Genomic DNA, 18,629 nt, shown 5'->3' on the forward strand with positions numbered 1-18,629 from the left:
GTTAAGAAATCGAACTTCTCTGCGTATTTAGCGAGGAGCCATGCGGATGGCTCCATCCAGGCGAATAACTTCGCCATTAAGCATTTCGTTTTCAATAATGTGCTGGGCCAGAGCAGCATACTCGTCTGGGCGGCCTAATCGTGATGGGAAAGGCACCTGCTGTCCTAATGAAATGCGGGCTTTTTCTGGCAGGCCAGCCAACATTGGCGTCTCAAAGATGCCTGGGGCAATGGTCATAACGCGAATGCCGCTGCGGGCTAAATCACGGGCAATGGGTAAGGTCATACCCACCACGCCACCTTTGGAGGCTGAGTAAGCAGCCTGCCCCATCTGGCCATCAAACGCAGCCACAGACGCGGTGTTGATGATAACACCGCGTTCGCCCGCTTCGTTGGGTTCAGACTTGGCCATCATCGCCGCTGCCAGCCGAATAACGTTAAATGTTCCGATAAGGTTAACCTGAATTACCTTACTGAAGGCATCTAAATCGTGAGGGCTACCGTCGCGCCCCAGCACTTTTGTGGCGATGGCGATGCCGGCACAGTTAATGGCTCCGTGAAGACCACCGAATGTGGATACGGCCGTATCCACTGCCTCTTGCACATCTTCAGCAGAGGCAACATTGCAATTAACGAAGGTAGCATTATCACCAAGCTCGGCGGCTAACGCTTCACCTGCTTCGCTATTAAGATCAGCAATAACGACATTCCCTCCAGCATTCACCAAGCGGGCGGCTGTAGCCGTCCCCAGACCAGAGCTACCCCCTGTAATTAAAAAGGTTGACCCTTGAACGTTCATAAATTTGTCTCCAGTTTGTTCAGAAGAACAGTGATTTGATGGTGGAATTGTAACAAGCGCATGCGGCCGTTCGCAACAGCAAAATCTGCAACATAAGTGACTTGGGAATCTTTATGGTGTCTAAAATGCAAATGAAAATCCAAATCTCCTCCGAGACCCATTTTTAAACATCAAGAGTCCGTATGAAAGAAGCAATTTTACCAGATGGAACGGCCATTACCGCTGCAGAAGACGCGCCCTCAGAAGCAATTTGCCCCCAATGTAGCGGTGTATTACTATTGCGTCAGCGGCGCACGATGAAAAAATCTGTTGTCGCTTTTTACTGGCGACATACCAGTAACCAGAACTTGAATTGTAAGGCGCGGAGACGGCCTACCGGTGGTCGGTAATCAGTAATCGGTAAGCAGTATTCAGTAGAGTTACACTGATTACTGGCCACAGATTACTGATAACTGAAAAAGGAGTCTGTAATGTGTGGACGGTTTGCTTTGATGACCCCAACTGAGCAGTTAGCGATGCAATTTGACGTGCCAGAAACGGCCGTTGCAGCACTCCCACCTTCAGTCCCCCGATACAACATTGCGCCTACACAGTCCGTAACCGCCATTCGCCTCGGCGAAAACGGCGGACGAGAGCTGACTTTCTTTCGTTGGGGGCTCGTTCCTTCCTGGGCAAAAGATATAAAAATTGGCTCGCGCATGATCAACGCCCGCTCAGAAACAGTTGCCGAAAAACCGTCGTTTCGGGCGGCTTTTAAGCGGCGGCGTTGTCTCATTCCTGCCGATGGCTTTTACGAGTGGCGAAAGCTGGGCAGTGGTAAGCAACCCACGTTTATTCGCCCAGTTGATGGCGAAGAACGGCCGTTTGCCCTGGCAGGTCTGTGGGAAGTGTGGCGCGATCCGGACGGCTCATCGCTACAAACCTGCACCATCCTCACCACAACGCCCAATGAACTGATGGCACCCATCCACAACCGAATGCCAGTCATTGTGGAGCCGGAAGATTTTGATTTGTGGCTAAACCCGGAGCCGAACCCGGAACTGGGATTGCATTTGTTACGGCCGTATCCCGCCGAAAAAATGAGAGCCTACCCAGTTAGCACGATCGTCAACAGCCCTCGCAACGACGTGCCAGAGTGTATCCAGCCAGTTGCATAACCAGGTAATCAACTATTTTCATATGGGAGCATTTGGGGCAGCTTATTAACCTGATGAAAAAAATTGTTTGCGTAGTTCTGGCGTGCAGTTTCTTCATATCAGCCTGCACCAACGGCAATGCAGCCTTGCCTCCCAGTGAAATCCGCTATCCTCAATTGGAAAATTCAACGGCACAAGCTAATGTCGCCGCACAAAGTACATTAACCGCAACACCAACACATCTACTAAATCCCTCATCGCAACCTTCACCTCACATAAACATGCTAACTTCCACACCAACGGCAGCACCAACTTGGTGGAGTCATCCCCCGGCCACGCCCTCCAATGATCAAGTTACACCCACCCCCATGCCACCGATTATCTTCACAAATGTAACAATTCCAGTTAATCAAAATGGCATCGTTATTTTCGATTCAGAAAGACAGGAAAGATGGGAAGCTGCGTCATCACCCTTGCCAGAGTGGGAAGTTGCCACAAATTGGGGAACTGATCACGATCCTGTTTTTGCTACAGTATCCGCAGACTTTAAACCAACCCAGATTCGAGCCCAAAGCCCAATTATCTTAGCTCCGTATGTAAACGAATCAATTACAATTGATGGCAACTTTGATAACTGGCAGCAAGTAGAATATGCCATTCCTGGCTATGATTCTAGCTTGACTTACCAAAGTTGCCGGTTGAGTGGGGGTGCACATTTTATTTGGGACAATGAAAATTTGTATCTCAAATTCCGGCTACTATTAGGTGAAAAGGTTCAACTAGCATTTGATAGTAGTCTCGAAGAAGACTTTCACAATACGGAACCCTATAACGATGACACAATTATAGAGGTGTCGGTTGACAATAGGGGAGTATTGACCATAGAAATAATCTCTAACACCAATAGAAACAACTTTGATATTAGGACGGCCGTCGGCCAGCAAACCGATGAAAATCATCCATTGTATGCCAATACATTCCCCGTAGAAATCTCGTTCCCTTTAGAGTTTTTTGGGCTAGCAACTAATTCGCTTCAAAATCTAACGCCTGGCTGGGGCATTCAATCTCATGAAGATTATTTGTTTAACCCATTATCATTACGGGTTTACTATCCTAACGTCCAAGGGGTTATTGGATTTGGCATACAATCATCTTGTGCAGCCTCAGAGTCTTCCGTTTTAAATCCAAATGATCCAACTAGCTGGGGAACGCTCGTCTTCTCATCGGACAGATAAACACAAGGATAACTTTATGTCAAGGCACCCTGCCCTTTTCCTAGACCGCGACGGCGTTTTTATTGAAAATCGGGCTAACTACGTGCGTAGCTGGGAAGACGTGGAATTTTTCCCGCAGGCATTGGCCGCATTAGCACGAATTCAGGAAATTCCATACAAGATCATTGTGGTCACAAACCAGTCAGCGGTGGGGCGCGGCATCATTTCTTTGGAGACGGCCGTTGCTCTTAACGAGCGCATTTTGGATGTGGTACGGGCGGGGAACGGCCGTATAGACGCCAGCTACCTATGCCCTGCCAAACCAGGCACAAACGACCCGTGCCGCAAACCGCGACCCGGCATGCTCCTTCAAGCCGCCGAAGAACATAACCTCGATCTGGCAAATTCCTACATGATAGGTGATGCCCTCACCGACATTCAGGCTGGGCAGGCGGCTGGCGTAAAGCAGGCCATTTTGCTACTCACTGGCCGAGGAAAAGACCAGGCAAAATTGCCGAAAGCAAAAGAAGTGCCCCCATTCGCTATTTTTGCCAATTTGGAAACTGCCCTAAATCATTTATTTCCCCTACAAGCATAAAAAAAGCCCGACGCAATTTCCTCACGTCGGGCTGTCTTTTTAAGTATCGTTTAGGATTGTACAGCTTCCTGGCCGCGGAGGAACCGCTTACGCAGCTTGCTCTTTGGCTCACCAGCATCTTTGTCTGGTTCATCACCATAAGTGTAGTACGGGTCTTTGTAATAATAGTAGAAGTCATGCCCTTCACTACCAGCTTTGAGCGAGTTGAGCACCGCACCTGCCAGATTTGCATTCACATCTGCCAACCGTTCTACAACCTGTTTGAACTCGTCTTTACGGCTCTTGTTTGCCCGAACGACCACTAAAGTTGTACCAGCCGTTGCACTCAAAACGGCCGCATCCGTCACGGACAGCACCGGCGGGCTATCAATGACGACAAAATCATACTGCCTGTCCAATACATCCAGCAGATGTCGCATTTTTGCCGAACCAAGCAGTTCGGACGGATTAGGCGGAATAGGGCCGCAAGTCATGACTTGCAAACCTTCCACCTGGGTGGGTTGCACGGTATCTTCAACCAAATTACGGACTTCAATGTCGGAATCATCCACGTTCAGCTTCAGTAACAGACTCGTGAGACCGCGCTTGTTTGGCAAATTGAAGACATTGTGTTGAGACGGCCGTCTCAAATCGCCGTCAATCAGCACCACATTATTGCCAGCTTGTGACAACACAACCGCCAGGTTCCCCGCTGTGGTGCTCTTACCCTCAGACGGCACACCGCTGGTCATTAGCAAAATTGAGTTTTTCTTATCAACCACAGAAAATTGAATGGCGGTGCGTAACACACGGTACGCCTCAGCCACGGGTGATCGCGTATCTGTCACCGTCACCAGCTTGCTTTCATCCTCAGAATCAATGTAGGCAATGCCTGCCAATGTTGGAATATTTCCCAGCTTCGCAATCTGTTCTGGCGTCTTCACCGTGTCGTCTAGGTACTCCAGCAAATAAGCTGCCGACGCCGACAAAACAAAGCCAATCCCTGCGGCCGTAATCACAGAAATAATGCTGTTGCTGTTCACCAGCGTTCCTTCGGTTGCCGGGTCAACAATCTGTACCGAGTTTGTAGCCCCTTCCTGCGTTAGAGAAAGCAATTCTGTGTACCGCTGCGTTAAATTTTGTAGGTTATTTTCTAGTGTGTTCAGTTCACCAGTGGCCACAGAAATATCACGCGCGCTGATCAATTCGCCAATCTCTTCCTCTTTAGCCGCAATTTGATCCTGAGTGTCTTCAATTTTAGTTTGGTAATCAGTTAACAAGCCTTGAACAAACTCCTGATCACCACTGTCTTGACCCGTTGGTGTACGCAAAGAAAGTTGCCGAGCCAGCTCCGCTGCCACCGCCATAGACCGAGTAGGATCAGTATCCGTTACCGTAATGTCTACAAAGTTGGTGTCATTCACCTGGCGGATGTCAATATCTCTGGGCAGTACATCCAAGCCAAGAGCCTGGGCTGCATCGCGGCTAAACCCAGGCTGGTTAGCAATTTCTACATATGCTGTTGCCAACTGCCTTGTGGTTGAGAAGTCGTTATTGCTCACATCGGTGGATTCTAAGTAGTTACCAATTGCCAATCGCGTGTAAGAGCGATAAACCGGAACTTGCTGACGAGTAGCAAAAAAGCTGGCAACGGCCGCAACAAACGTCGTAATTGCGATCATCCACCACCACTTTCTTAACGGAGCCAAATATTCTCTAATATCAATTTCCATTGCGTAATCCTATTTCAATTAAAAAATGCCGCTAATAGTATAGCTCACTTTACAAGCACTCAGGTGCATAAGCAGTAAAACAAGTAAAAGCAATACAGGGAAAACCCTATATTGCTTAGTCAAAAGTTGGTGAATGATGGCTGTAATGATTTGACGTAAAGCTGGTCTGGTACAGTCTAATTAAATTATGTGTGAAGTTGAAGCTGTTTCTCCTCTTGCACTTTTTGCTTTAAGGCCGTTGTCATGAGGTGTGCCAGTACTAAATGAAGATCTTCAACTTGCTCAATATTATCACTCGGTACGTGCATGTGAATATCCACCATTGGCCCCAGCTTGCCAGAAGAAAAGCCCGTTAAACCGATGGTTGTGTTTTCTCCGGTTTCATTGGCGTATTGAATGGCACGAAGCACATTTTCAGAGTTTCCGCTGGCGGAAATACCTACAACCACGTCGCCAGGGCGCAAAAAATTGGCTAGCTGCTTCACAAAGACATTTTCATATCCTTCGTCGTTGGCATAAGCAGCAAAGATGGCCATGTTGTCGGTTAACCCAATCAGGCGAAAATGTGGCAGCCAATCGGCCCGCGTGTTTTTGTTCAGGTCACATACAAAATGCGTGGCGGTAGACGCACTACCGCCATTACCCATGACAAAAATTTGCTTCTCGTTTAAACGTGCGTTGTGCAGAGCGGATACGGCCGTTTCTATCGGTGCCTCTTCCAACAAATCAATCGTGTCTTTTAAATCTGCAAAATATTTTTGTACAACAGTCATATTACACTCCCAATCTTACCGTCAAACAAACGATTTTCGGTAATCTGTAAATCACAAAAAGTATTTTGATGAAAATTGAGCCACGCAATTGTGATTTATTCAAGTAAAAGCGGGAGAATAGGTGCTTCTTATTTTCAATAACTTCCCCGCTTTTACATATCAACGTTGATAGTCAAAAATGACTTTACTACCATCCTGACCCAGCTTAAAGGGATATTCCTGGAAATCCTTCAAGGCGTCACGTACCTGCTCTTGCTGGCCACGCGGTACGTAAAGCAGCAAAAAGCCACCCCCACCTGCTCCAGAAATCTTGCCACCAATAGCGCCAGCTTTGCGCGCTGTAGCGTACATATCATCCAGAGCACTATTGCTAATTTGGCTGGCTAACTGCTTCTTCAGCATCCAACTCTCGTGAAGGAGCGTACCTACAGCTTCAATATTTTCTTTTTGAATTTCATTGCAGGCAACGTGTGCAATCTGCTTCATTTCAGACAAAGTGGCGAGCTTATCTTTGATGTTTGTCTTTTGCTCTTTGAGAATGGTGTCTGCTTTGCGGGTTACGCCCGTAAAAAAGAGCAGCAAATTGTCGCTTAGACGACGCATCGTGCGTTCGCTTAACTCCAGGCGATGCGTCACCACATCGCCACTGGTTGTAAACTCCATAAACCGGAGTCCACCATAAGCAGCAATGTATTGATCCTGGATACCTATGGGCTTGCCCAAAATTTCTCGCTCAATGCGGCAGGCCTCAGCAGCCAGACGCTCAGTGAGAACCAGCTCTTTTTTGTAGGCATACATAGCGTGCAATGCGCCCACAGTCACCGTGCTGGACGAACCCAGGCCAGACCCCTGGTCAGGAATATCGCCCATGGTGGTAATTTCTACGCCTTTCTCAATACCGGTTAGGCGCATGGCCTCACGGATAAGCTCGTGGTTGATTTCATTGACGGAATCAATCATCTCGGTGCGTGTGTACCCAATACGCAGCTTGTCATCAAAGCGCTTTTTGATGGTGACAAAAATGTATTTATCAATGGCAGAAGAAAGTACACATCCGCCATTTTCTAAATAATAAGATGGAAAATCGGTACCCCCACCAAACAAACTTACGCGCAAAGGGGTCTGAATAATAATCATGATTTCTGTACTCCGGTCGTTGTCATGACTGCAAGCCGAGAGAGCGCGATGCTTGGCTTGATGCTGTTTCTATGGCCTCAGCATAAATAGTTTCTAACCGAGCAGCAACATTGGGCCAATGGTGATGTTGTTCTACGTACGTACGGCCGTTTCTCCCCAAATCCTCCTGCCGCTGCGGGTTTTCGATGATAGATAAAATAGCCTGTGCGTAACTTTCTGGTGCGTCAGCAACCAAAAGATCGCGATCTGGTTCGATGCACAGCGCAGACACAGCGTGTGGCGTCGTAACAACCGGCGTACCGCAACCCATCGCCTCTAAAATTTTATTCTGAATGCCCGCTCCGTAAGTGATGGGAGCTACGGCAACGGTGGCTTTTTGCAAATACGGTGGCAATGCGTCCACAGTGCCCGTGACCACAATGTTGGGATTCTCAGCCAGTGCCTCAATTTCGCGCGTGGGGTCTTTGCCCACCACCAGCAGCTTGGCATCCGGACACTGCTGCCAGACATGGGGCATAATCTTGTTAACCAGGTGCAGCGTCATAGTGACATTGGCATGGTAGCTCATCTTGCCACTGATAACTAAAGTAGCTGGTTCCCGCTCAACCGTCGGATCGGGGCAAAAATGTTCCACATCCACCCCGTTGCCCAACACAGAAATAGGGGCTGGGTTGCTGCTGTTCGGCCGTAATTTAAGCAATGCTTCGCGATCTACTGGCGACGTAACCAAAATATGATTGAATTTATCCAGCAGCCACCCCTCGTACCGAGCCGTGCGCTCTAAATCCAGCCAACTACGAAACCGCCCCTTGAGGCTTTTGCTTTGAGAAGCAGCTTGCCGGAACAGATGGGTAATGCAATCTACGCTATCCCAAACCACCGGTAAATTGGTGTGCTGCTTCAGGTACAGGCCATACCGTGAGCCACGCAAATGCTCGACATGAACAACATCATACGCACCGTTGCCGCCAATTGCAGAAACCAGTGAGGGCTTCCAGGAGTAAACGCTTTGTAATGGTGTTTTGGGCTTGGGTAAGGCTAAAGCACTATTGAAAAGTGAGTGCCACAAAGGCATAGAAATGGCGTGAACCTCGTGGCAAATTTCTTTCAGATGGGCTAAATCGGCACGTTCCTGTTCATTGGCCCAGATGGTGAGAACGGTGACCCGGTTCCCCCTGGCGGCCAGATGGCGTATGAGGTTATACGGCCGTGTCCGCACAAGATTAGGTACATAAGGCACAATAAACAATACGTTCATGAAAGACTCTTTTCCGAATTTAAGCCAGCTTTTGTTGAAGTTGTTCGCGTCGCTCTAGCTGAGGTGACTCCATCCCCGGATGTTGCCTAAAATAGTTTTCCGGTCTGTGTTGCATGGTACTGATTTAACCTTTCACCAAGCCTTACACCAGAGGTCAGGAAACGGCCGTTACCCCAGCTGAGCCCCGTCTTGCCAAAACCCGCTCGGCTAAATCTAACAAGCCATATCCGGCAAAGATAACCAGTACCACATCAACCGGAATGCGGTAACGAATGAGCGTCCAGGTGAGGATATGAATGCCTGTGTAAACCAGCATGAATAAATAAAGCAAGGTAAACGGCGAAGCTAACCGTTCGCGCCAAGAAGCAAAAGATTGTCGCAACGTTAGGAACAGCCCATAAACCATAAAGGGCAAAAAGAGGCCAAAGCTGCCCACGCGAGACAAATTGCTCACCGGGCTGGAATCGCCAGACGGCCAAAACATGAAGTAGGTGGGAATGCGGCTAAGCGAGAGCAGCACATATCGTCCTGGATCGGCGGCAATAATTTCCAACGCCTCTGAAAGCAGAGCAGAGTCCATTTCGGCCTCATTCAATCCCTGCGCTTGCAGTTCATCGGGGATCATGCGGTAATATTCGCCAGAGGGCAGGATGGGGATGAACCGGGTGCCGTAACGCGGGTGGTTACCCCAGAAGAAAGCAAAGCCGGAATTGGTGTTTAGCGGCACAATTTGGTCAAAGGCACGGTAGTTTCGGACGGTCCAGGGGGCAATCATCAAAATAACCATGGCCACTGGTAGCACAAAACTGGTGAGTGACGGCCGTTTCGCCCACCACAACCAAAGCAACACAAAGGGCATCACCAGCAAAAACAGCTGCCGCAACAAAATAGTAAGCCCCAATGCCAACCCCAGCGTCGCCCACTGCCTGGTGGTTACCTTAGATGATTGGGTGATGGAGACGGCCGTATCAAACACCCACAAAATCCCGGTAATGTAAAAACCCTCGGTGATGAGCGAGGCCGTGTAGTAGAAAAAGTAAATGTAAATGGCACCAATGGCTGCAGCCAGCAGGGCAATACGCTGGGCGCGTGCCACCCCTAGCCTGTGGCTAAACATGCCTTCGCCCCGCGCCTGCGGTGCAAAAATGCGGAAGGTGAGCCGATACAGTAGCCAAGGCATCACAACTCCCACGATGATTGCCTGCAAAATACGTGCCAGCAGCGGGCTGGCGCCAAAAATGGCGTAAATCGCAATGAGATACCCCGTGTATAAATATGACCAATGAGCCGTGGGTTCATTTGCGGCCGTTCCGGGCCACCAGCGTTCCCCAAATGAGAAGCCATGCCCATCCATCACTCGCAGGGCCAAATTATGGTAGGAAACTTCGTCAAACGTGCCGGGCAAAGCCTGAATCTCATTGCCGTAAAAAACAATGCCGGTAAATACGCGCAGCAACACCGAAATAGCCAAAATGCCGATAAAAACCCTTTTAGGATTTTTGAGCAGTTCATTCAACTTGTCAGGCATAATTTTCGGCCTCCGCCCGGGCATAAACCGCATCCATCTGTTTGAGCACCGCCCGCCAATCGTAACGCCCTTCGGCTAATTTACGGCCGTTTACCGCCAACATCTCTTGCAAATCCGGATCATTTAACAAATTCACCGTAGCCGTCGCAAAACTTTGCGGATCGTCTGCCAGCAAAATTTCCTTGTCGGCCTCTGCGATGATCCCTTCCAGACCAATGGTGGTGGTCACAGTGGGCATCGCCCTGGCAAATGCTTCCAGCAGCCGCACCCGCATGCCGCTGCCCGCCCGTACCGGCACGACCATCAAAGCGGCCGCTTCCATGTACGGCGTCAAATCATCCACGTATCCCGTCACTTCAATTGCCCCGCCAGACTGCTGCGCCATCTGCACAAAATCAGCCGGCGGGTTCTTGCCAATGACGGTAAGCGTCACATCTGGTACCTGCTGCTGTACCAGCGGGAAAATCTCCTGCAAAAACCAACGAATGCCATCGGCATTGGGCGGGTAGCTTAACGTACCCAGCGTCAAAATATTGCGCGAACCTTCCTGACGCTGGATGGGCTGCAACACCTCCGCATCCACGGCAATGGGGATGGAGCTGATACGTGCTTCTAATGCAGCCATGTTGCCGTTTTTCACCCCGGACAGCAGCAAATCCTTGTCTGGATCAATGACCACCATCGTGTGGTCAAACTGCTCAACCAGCATTCCTTCGTACTTTTTGATGCGGTTTTCTTCGATTTGGTAGACGGGTTTGAGAAACCAGGGGGCATTTTCGCGCATCCGCTCCCAAATGGACCAGGTGGCGTTATGAGCGTCGAAGATGATGTACGGTCGTTTCCTCCCACCAATCTCCTTCGCATCCAAAGCAAACTGGGTCATCGTCAGCTGATCGGCATGAACCACATCAAACTCTTGCTCCGCCAATAACTTCTGCACGATCTGGCGCATCCCCTTCAAATCATCCCGCTCAATTAGGAACGGCCGTCCCGACACATGACTCTGCAACCAATACCCTACATCTGCCACGCGGGAGCGGTTAATCGGCACGGTATGTACGGCTGTACACACCTCATCCAGCTTAGATAGATACGGCCGTTCCTCTTCACGGACAAACGAAGCCAACGTCACATCATGCCCACGTTCATACAGATAGCGCAAAACGTGCCACGTCTTCACACGAGGCCCCGCATTTGGCGGGTAAGGGATAATTTGGGTGAGAAATAATATCCGCATTATCAAATCCTGATTACTGTTTACTGACCACTGATAATTGTTTACTGACTTTACATGGATGGGAGCGTGATGAGAAGACGGCCGTAATGCTGCGCCATGTGCAACTGGTAACCACTCTTTTCAGATTTACGTAGCCAAGACAAAGGTGCCAGCCCCAAACGAAGCAATGCCGCCAGACCTAACACAAACTTGTAGAGAATTGCCGTTAACCAACCATAATGCTTACGGAAAAAGCGCAGCTTGGCCCGGTAAAGCTGCAAAAACATCTCCGTCATTACCTGCTTGGCACTTTGTCCCCAAAAATGCACCACCTGAGACTGTGGCACCCAAAACAGCTTCCACCCCGCCTTTTGCAGCCGGTAGCATAAATCCACCTCTTCAGAGTACATAAAATACTCTTCATCCAGCAGGCCAACCGTATCAAGCACCTGTTTTCGAATCAACAACGATGCACCCATCAACACATCAACCTCACGAGGTTGGGTCACATCCCACTTGTGCATCTTGTAACTGCCATATGGGATCAGTTTATCCAAATAAAACATCCGCCAAAACTCACGGCTCAAGGTGGGTCTTGGATGGCAAGAAGGTTGCAGCGTGCCATCCGCATTCAGCAAACGAGACCCCGAAGCACCTGCCTCAGGATGAGCGTCCATGAAGGCAACAAGCGCGTTAAGCGCATCTGGTTTCACTTCCGTATCAGGGTTCAACAGTAGCACATAGTCGCCACTGCAATGTGGAATCGCTCGATTATTACCCCCGGCAAACCCCAAATTCTCTTCGCTAGCAATCAGGTCTACTTGCGGAAACTTCTCCCTAACCATTGCCACCGTGTCGTCTTTAGACTTATTATCAACTACCCACACCTCAAAAGGCTCATCAGGTGGGTAAGCGTAAACAGAGTTCAGGCACGCTTCCAGTAAATCCTTCGTATTCCAGCTAACAATGACAATTGACAATTTCATTTTTCGCTACGACCAATCCAAATCCTGCTCATATCCCAATTCAATAAGCTGCTGACCACACAGTTCCTTAAATCGCTGAATATGCTCTGGCTTCAGGTAATTGCGCCAATCCCCCACAATGCCCTTGCGGAAATGTGATTTGGCATCTTCCTGACCAGGCTTACGCTGGTTTTGCCAAATGCGCTTGCCCATAGAAAGACGTGCAAAGCGATTCCGCTCCACAATCACTTCCGCCAATCCCTGGTTGTTGCGAATGCCTAAATATTCCAAAACGGTGTTAAAGTGAGGAACGGTATCTGCCAGCAAATCTTCGTACCGTACCACCAACGCTTCAGCATTGCCGTTCAGCCAGCTTTGGGCGAGGGCAATCATGTCGTACATACCGGGCAGCTTTTCCCGCCCCTCAATGCACAACATCAACGCCTCATCGTTTTCCATTGCCTTCATGCGCTCATTCCACACATGGTTGGTGCTGCGCTTCACGTGGAACATACGAGAAACGAGCTGATCGCGCGGGTCACGCAACATCAAAATTACCTTGATGCCCTCTGCCAGTAAAATATTTTTCAGCTCTGGGGAGTAAGCATCGTGCCCATGAATAACATGGCCTGCTTCCGTGGTGTGGTACTTTTGCAAATCGCCATAATAATTGCCAATCTCCTCATAGCCAGGTAACGAGGCAATCATTTTTAGCATCCAAGTCGTGCCCGATTTGGGGCTGCCGTTCACCAAAACCTTGGCGCGGCTTTGCTGTGTGCTACCAATTTGATGTTTCAAATAAACGTAGCTGAATTTTATTTCTTCCCCAGCTACAGCAAACAATTGACCTAACATATTGTCACCTTCTTAGAACGGCCAAGGCATCCCCAGCCACTGATGTGTTAACTTTTTAATCAAGATGGCCGCCCGCCAGACGAATCTGGTCTATGGCTACCAATCCCCCTAGGAAAAGCCAGGCATAGATGCTGGCTCGCAAGCCAAATATGCCGATGTTGTACACAAATGGCAGCACCCAGTCTCCTAACATGCCTGCGGCGACGGAGCCTGCCAAGCCACCAAGCGCTCCGTAAACAAACGCTTGCGTGAAGCCGTCGGCTGGCACCTGGTTCCGCAGCCGCCAACCAAGCCGCCAGGTTACAACCACAAACCAGATGAAGCAGATGAGACCCAAAATGCCCGTTTGCGCCACAATATCAACGTAGTTGTTGTGTGAGTTAAATTCTACATACCAGCCGAGAATTGGGAATAGAAGGGTATAGTTATAATAATTTCCTGGGCCAAGCCCTAAAACTGGGTTTACCTTGATAATTTCGCCGACAATTCGCCACGCTTCTAGCCGGGTGACTGCACTGTATTCATTGTCACCTATGAAAACAGCATTGTAAATGGGTTGGAATAGCAAGATGAGGCTGGCAACGCCCACCATAGTGAGCGGCATGGCCCATTTGGGGCGGGCTACCCAAATAATGATAAATAGCGTCACAAACGTTGGTGCCCAGCCAGAAGTCCAGGCTCGGTTACGACCCAAAGCTAAGTAAAGGTAGCCAAGAAGGATAGCTAGCAATACGCCACGCCACTTTATGGCTAACTTCTTGTTGAATAGCATTTGGCTAAAGGACATGGCGGCTAGCCACAACCAAAAAAGACTGCCGCCAGTTGTTTTAGGATGCAACAAAAGCTGGTTAAGCTGTCGCCAGCCAGGTACAACGCGCATCCCAATTAAAACGGCCGGGCCAGCCAAGCCTAAGAAGAGGAAAACCATCCATTTAAGCCAGCGAATATCGCGGATTTGGTGGGCAACGAGAATGAAGGCGGCAAAGGAAAGAATGAAGATAGCAACGCCACCAATCTGGTTGTCAATTGGCACCTGGGCAATGGAAAACCAGGGAAGCTGCCCCACAATGAAGGAGAGGATGACAACGGCCGTAAAAAATACAAGCGGTGTCATCGTCGGCGAATTGACAAAATTGATCTCCCGCTGCCGCACAACCATATCTACAACCCATAGCAAAGTTAGCAGCAAAATAACTGTGGCAATGAGGCCAATCGGTGGAATATCAATCTTGAACACAGTTGAGATGGCAATGATCAGCAAAAAGCCGATTGGTGGATACCGAACCAGCAGATAAGCCCCAACCGCCACGATTGGCAAGGCAGCTATAACCACCAATATGGAAATTTGGGGATTGGTTTGAGCAATAAGCAAACTCAGCACCAAGGCACCGATCATCACCAGAACCTGGAGCCAGCGCCGCCCCTCACTTGTGCGGAATGTTTTTTGAATAAATGATGTCATACTTTTTTAGCCTCGGCCGTCCGCTGGACTAGGTTGAGAAAGTGTGGGGTAACGGAAGGCCAATCATATTTTTCGGCAATAAGCTGATAGCCGTTTTCAGCAATTTGCTGGTACAGGGCTGGGTCGCGCAGCAAGCTGACGACCGCATCGGCAAACGCCTGAGGCGTATCGGCCAGAAGCAGATGTTTGCCGTGTTCCACATCCAGCCCCTCCGCCCCTTTACTGGTGGCCACGACGGGTGTACGCAAGGCCATTGCCTCTAAAATTTTGAGGCGGGTGCCGCCGCCCATGAAAATGGGAACTAAGCTAATGCAGGAGGAAGCGATCCAGCTACGAATATCATCTACAAAGCCAGTACGGGTAACGTTATTGGCGGGTGGCAAAGGCAAGTTGACGTGGTCGCCGGTGATGCTGAGCTGCACATCTGGAATTCGTGCCTGCACCAGCGAATTGACTTCGCCCACGTACCATTCCATCGCCTGGTAGTTGACGTGGTAGGTAAAGGAGCCAGTGAATATGAGCGAATTCGGCCGTTTCGCCACGCGCACCTGATTATAATCTTCCAAATTCATGCAGTTGGGAATAATTTCAACGTTTTGGTAACCGGGCACGGCCGTTTTCACCAAGTTCTGTTCCGGCTCTGAAACCACTGTACAGGTATTGAAATATTGCAACAGCTCACTCAAATAATTGGTTTGCTTGGCCAGCGTCAGCCGATAGCGCAATTTAGATTTGAACGACTCGGCCTGGGCAAGCTGCTCATGGTAAATGCCCATCTCCACTTCTTCAAAGAGGGCAGGGATGTTTTGGAAGTAACGGCCGTATCCCGCCGTGCCCACCTGCGAAGCAATAATCACATCAAACTGGTTCTCGGCAATAAGCTGCTGAATTTTGGCCACCATTTCTGGGGAGTGGCTGTCTAAAACCGAGCGGGGCTTGGGGTTAAACAAGCCAGCAATCGAGGTGCCGCTCGTAGGATTAAACTTCGGCCAGGGGACGGTATGAATCTCGTGGCAAAGTGCCTGGATTTCTGGGGCATTGGTATCTACAACTTCTTGTTGTTCACGGAAGCTGAGCAAGGTGATGGTGTGCCTAGCCGCCAACGCCCGCAGCAGGTGAAAAACCCGCAGCTTGGAGCCGTTGTTAGGCGGAAAAGGATACCAGCGAGACAGAAATAAGATATTCATTCAAAGTTTTTACCACAGAGAACACAGAGATTTTGGAGAATGTCTGTGTTTTTAGGTTACTTTGTTGGAGCTAGTCACGGAAGCCCCTTTGGGCTTGCACAACATAGCCTGGGGATTTAACCCTCAGCGGTGACATGCAAAAAAAGGTTAATTGGGAACGGCCGTTTTCACTCCAGCCAGTTCCCCTAAATAATCTTCAATACGAGAAACCGAAACATCCATGTTGAAATTGGTTTCTACTTCCACTTTGCCTGCTGCCGCCAAACGCGCTACCAGGCTGCGATCCTGCATCACGGCCAAAAGCTGTTCAGCCAGGGCGTCTGGTTGGCCATCGGCAAAGGTGAGACCCGTTTTGCCATGAAAAAGTGCTTCACCGCTGCCGCCTCGCGTTGTACCAATAACCATGAGACCCGCTGCCATACCCTCTAGCATCGAGCAAGAAAGCGGTTCATCCCACTCAGACGGCAGCAGCAGCAAATCATGTTCGGCCAGGATGGTGGGCATTGCTTCGATGGGGACAGGCTCGGCGAAATTTGTAAATTTCTCTAGCTGGTACCGTACCACCAGTTGCTTAAGATGTTCCTTATACTCATCGGTGCCTTTGCCCAAAATGGTAAGCGAGATGTTTTGTAGCTGGCCTTTTTCGTGAAGCTGGCCGAAGGCGCGCAAAATGGTGTGAATCCCTTTCTCTGGGGCAACGCGACCTGCCACCAGGCAGCGCAGCGGCGCGTCTGGCTCTGGCTGGCGCGGTTCGCCGCTAAACATCGTCAAATCTACCGCATTGGGAGCCACAATCGCATCTGCCCCGATGAGGTTTTGCGAAAGGAGCCTCTGGCGCACATAGTCGCTGACGCTAATCGTGTGTTCATACTTCAGCTTGATGGGCTTGCCCTCCCGCGCCAGCATCGTCTTAGCCAGCAGCGACATGGGGAACTTAGCTAGCTTCACCAGCGGGTGGCTATTTACCGAGGACCAATAATGCACATAGCCACCAGGAAATTCTGGCAAGTAGTTGGCAAAATAGTAGGCTACCGGCACGCTAGATTGTTCAGCCTCGTGCAGCATCACGTCTGACAAGCCAAAGGCATCCCAAATGAAGAGTACATCAGGTTTGAACTGTTGAATGGTTTGGTTGAGGTGGGAAACGGCCGTACGCTCCCGTTCCTTCCGCCCAAAGAAAAATTGCTTGGCCGGGGAATCTGACAATAACCAATCCGGTTCAATCGTTAGATGGCGAAAAACGGGGTACGGCTTCACTTCGGAGCCGTCCTGGTAAGTACTTGTAAGTACAGCCACCTCATGACCCCGCTCGGCCAGACCATCGGCCACCTGCTCGCAGATACGCATATAGCCCCAACCATATTGGCAAGGCGGGAAGTATGCGGTAATAAATAAAACGCGCATAAGATTATTCAACATACCCCAAACCGCGCAGACGCTCCACAATCTCTTCGTCCAGCACGGGTTCTTTAGACATTTCTGCTGGAGCGGTGCGTCGCATCCGCTCTAACTGCGCGTCCACATGCTGGTGCAATGCCTCTACCACCTCCGGATTTTCAGCAGCGATGTTGTTGCGCTCCTCCGGGTCACGGCGTAAATCAAACAGTAAAGGCTCGTCAGGCTTGGCATCGTCCCAGATGTATTTGTACTCTTCGGTACGGACAGCGATCATGTGCGAGGTATCGCGCCATCTTTCGCCAATGGCGACTTCTACGCCGTAATCGGCCGGATCGCCATCCCACAGCGGCACGAGGCTTTTGCCTAGCACTTTTTCGGGAATGTGGCAGCCTGCCAGCTCCAGCAGCGTGGGCATAATGTCCATGGTGCTCACCTGCTGGCCAATCACCTGATTACCCGGCACGCCGGGAATTCGCATGAGCATTGGCACTTTGAGGATTTCATCATACAGATTCAGCTCTACGTGCCCCCAATGCCGCCGCTCCAGGAACTCCTCGCCGTGATCAGAGACCAGCACAATGACAGTATTGTCTGCCAAGCCAGTCTCATCCAGAAAATCCATCAAACGGCCAATTTGGGCATCGGTGTAGGCGATGGCCTCTTCGTAGAGGCGAATGTAGCGTGCCTTTTGTTCTGGCGTAACGGGTGCGCCGTGCCAGTTCACCTCATGCAGGTGGGAGAGGTCGGCCCAAGCGTCGGCAATATCTTTGGGCTTGGTAAGCTCATCTTCCAGATGGTACGGCCAATGGACGTCCATGTAGTGCAGCCAGGCCATAAACGGCTCGCCGATGCTGGCCAGCCAAGGCATGGCGGCATCATTTAGCTCGGCGGCGGTGGCGTACAGCTTGGGTGGCCGCCAATTTTGACCAAACAACTTGGCAATCTGGTGGACAATTGGCCGGCGAAGCAACGCTTGCCCACCCTTTATGCCGCGAATTTTGGGGCTTTTTTCGCCCGGATTGAGATCGTTGAACCGTTGAAATTTACGGTCGTAGCCGTAGGTGCGGCTGAGGAGGGGGCTGGTGGAGAATGCGGCCGTTTCGTAGCCACCTTCATCTCCCATAATTTTTACCGGAGACGGCCGTTCCGGTGACAGTCGCCCCAAACAGCCGCCGTACATGCAAGCATAAGTCGAGGTGATAATGCCGGGAAAGGCGGCTTGTGTCCAAGAGCCGGGCGTAATCGCCTGGGTGAAGCGAATCCCTTGTGAGGCTAATTTATCAATGTTTGGGGTGATGGGTTTTTTGTAGCCTGCGTAGCCAAGCGTGTCGGCGCGTAAGGTATCAATCGTTAGCAAAAGAATGTTCGGTTTAGTCATAATTTACTCTAGTT

General features: G+C 50.1%; 17 protein-coding genes. 4 read left to right on the forward strand and 13 right to left on the reverse strand.

Features of this window, described 5'->3' with window-relative positions; translation table 11 throughout:
• Positions 1 to 27: 27 nt before the first annotated feature.
• Positions 28 to 798, reverse strand: a complete 771-nt coding sequence (locus tag ACOQPM_RS20755; RefSeq protein ID WP_420632166.1) for a 3-hydroxyacyl-CoA dehydrogenase — start codon at positions 796 to 798, stop codon at positions 28 to 30.
• Positions 799 to 980: 182 nt separating this feature from the next.
• Here ACOQPM_RS20755 and ACOQPM_RS20760 point away from each other — a divergent pair, with 182 nt between their 5' ends.
• The 4 genes from ACOQPM_RS20760 (at position 981) to ACOQPM_RS20775 (ending at position 3,746) form a co-directional block, all read left to right on the forward strand.
• Positions 981 to 1,187: a hypothetical protein gene (locus ACOQPM_RS20760; RefSeq protein ID WP_420632167.1), complete on the forward strand. Its 207-nt coding sequence runs from the start codon at positions 981 to 983 to the stop codon at positions 1,185 to 1,187.
• Between the two features lie 81 nt (positions 1,188 to 1,268).
• Positions 1,269 to 1,955 (forward strand): SOS response-associated peptidase, encoded by a 687-nt coding sequence (locus ACOQPM_RS20765; protein ID WP_420632168.1) that lies wholly within the window; start codon positions 1,269 to 1,271, stop codon positions 1,953 to 1,955.
• 53 nt (positions 1,956 to 2,008) lie between these two features.
• A complete protein-coding gene (locus ACOQPM_RS20770; protein ID WP_420632169.1) occupies positions 2,009 to 3,169 on the forward strand; it encodes a hypothetical protein in 1,161 nt (386 codons plus the stop codon).
• Between the two features lie 16 nt (positions 3,170 to 3,185).
• Complete coding sequence (locus ACOQPM_RS20775; RefSeq protein ID WP_420632170.1) at positions 3,186 to 3,746, forward strand: D-glycero-alpha-D-manno-heptose-1,7-bisphosphate 7-phosphatase; 561 nt, start codon at positions 3,186 to 3,188, stop codon at positions 3,744 to 3,746.
• A gap of 50 nt (positions 3,747 to 3,796) precedes the next feature.
• Here ACOQPM_RS20775 and ACOQPM_RS20780 read toward each other — a convergent pair whose 3' ends face one another.
• From ACOQPM_RS20780 to ACOQPM_RS20835, 12 genes are all read right to left on the reverse strand, one after another.
• Entirely contained in the window at positions 3,797 to 5,458 is a 1,662-nt protein-coding gene (locus ACOQPM_RS20780) for a polysaccharide biosynthesis tyrosine autokinase (protein ID WP_420632171.1), read from the reverse strand.
• 185 nt (positions 5,459 to 5,643) lie between these two features.
• Positions 5,644 to 6,231 carry a D-sedoheptulose-7-phosphate isomerase gene (locus ACOQPM_RS20785; protein ID WP_420632172.1) on the reverse strand — a complete coding sequence of 196 codons (588 nt, stop codon included), beginning with the start codon at positions 6,229 to 6,231 and terminating at the stop codon, positions 5,644 to 5,646.
• 159 nt (positions 6,232 to 6,390) lie between these two features.
• Positions 6,391 to 7,368 carry a GHMP kinase gene (locus ACOQPM_RS20790; protein WP_420632173.1) on the reverse strand — a complete coding sequence of 326 codons (978 nt, stop codon included), beginning with the start codon at positions 7,366 to 7,368 and terminating at the stop codon, positions 6,391 to 6,393.
• Positions 7,369 to 7,390: 22 nt separating this feature from the next.
• Positions 7,391 to 8,626, reverse strand: a complete 1,236-nt coding sequence (locus ACOQPM_RS20795; protein WP_420632174.1) for a glycosyltransferase — start codon at positions 8,624 to 8,626, stop codon at positions 7,391 to 7,393.
• Between the two features lie 154 nt (positions 8,627 to 8,780).
• A complete protein-coding gene (locus ACOQPM_RS20800) occupies positions 8,781 to 10,154 on the reverse strand; it encodes a hypothetical protein (RefSeq protein WP_420632175.1) in 1,374 nt (457 codons plus the stop codon).
• Entirely contained in the window at positions 10,147 to 11,391 is a 1,245-nt protein-coding gene (locus ACOQPM_RS20805) for a glycosyltransferase (RefSeq protein WP_420632176.1), read from the reverse strand. Before ACOQPM_RS20805 ends, ACOQPM_RS20800 begins: the two co-directional genes overlap by 8 nt.
• A 50-nt stretch (positions 11,392 to 11,441) precedes the next feature.
• The gene (locus ACOQPM_RS20810) at positions 11,442 to 12,356 is read right to left on the reverse strand and encodes a glycosyltransferase family 2 protein (protein WP_420632177.1); all 915 of its coding nucleotides are present in this window, start codon (positions 12,354 to 12,356) and stop codon (positions 11,442 to 11,444) included.
• Between the two features lie 6 nt (positions 12,357 to 12,362).
• Entirely contained in the window at positions 12,363 to 13,190 is an 828-nt protein-coding gene (locus ACOQPM_RS20815; protein ID WP_420632178.1) for a sulfotransferase domain-containing protein, read from the reverse strand.
• A gap of 55 nt (positions 13,191 to 13,245) precedes the next feature.
• The gene (locus tag ACOQPM_RS20820) at positions 13,246 to 14,652 is read right to left on the reverse strand and encodes an O-antigen ligase family protein (RefSeq protein ID WP_420632179.1); all 1,407 of its coding nucleotides are present in this window, start codon (positions 14,650 to 14,652) and stop codon (positions 13,246 to 13,248) included.
• Positions 14,649 to 15,839, reverse strand: a complete 1,191-nt coding sequence (locus ACOQPM_RS20825) for a glycosyltransferase (protein WP_420632180.1) — start codon at positions 15,837 to 15,839, stop codon at positions 14,649 to 14,651. The genes ACOQPM_RS20820 and ACOQPM_RS20825 overlap by 4 nt, the downstream gene beginning before the upstream one ends.
• Positions 15,840 to 15,986: 147 nt before the next feature.
• Positions 15,987 to 17,243: a glycosyltransferase family 4 protein gene (locus ACOQPM_RS20830; protein WP_420632181.1), complete on the reverse strand. Its 1,257-nt coding sequence runs from the start codon at positions 17,241 to 17,243 to the stop codon at positions 15,987 to 15,989.
• Between the two features lie 4 nt (positions 17,244 to 17,247).
• Positions 17,248 to 18,615 carry a sulfatase gene (locus ACOQPM_RS20835; RefSeq protein WP_420632182.1) on the reverse strand — a complete coding sequence of 456 codons (1,368 nt, stop codon included), beginning with the start codon at positions 18,613 to 18,615 and terminating at the stop codon, positions 17,248 to 17,250.
• Positions 18,616 to 18,629 lie beyond the last annotated feature (14 nt).

Source organism: Candidatus Leptofilum sp., from assembly GCF_965223525.1.
Classification (GTDB): Bacteria; Chloroflexota; Anaerolineae; order Promineifilales; family Promineifilaceae; genus Leptofilum.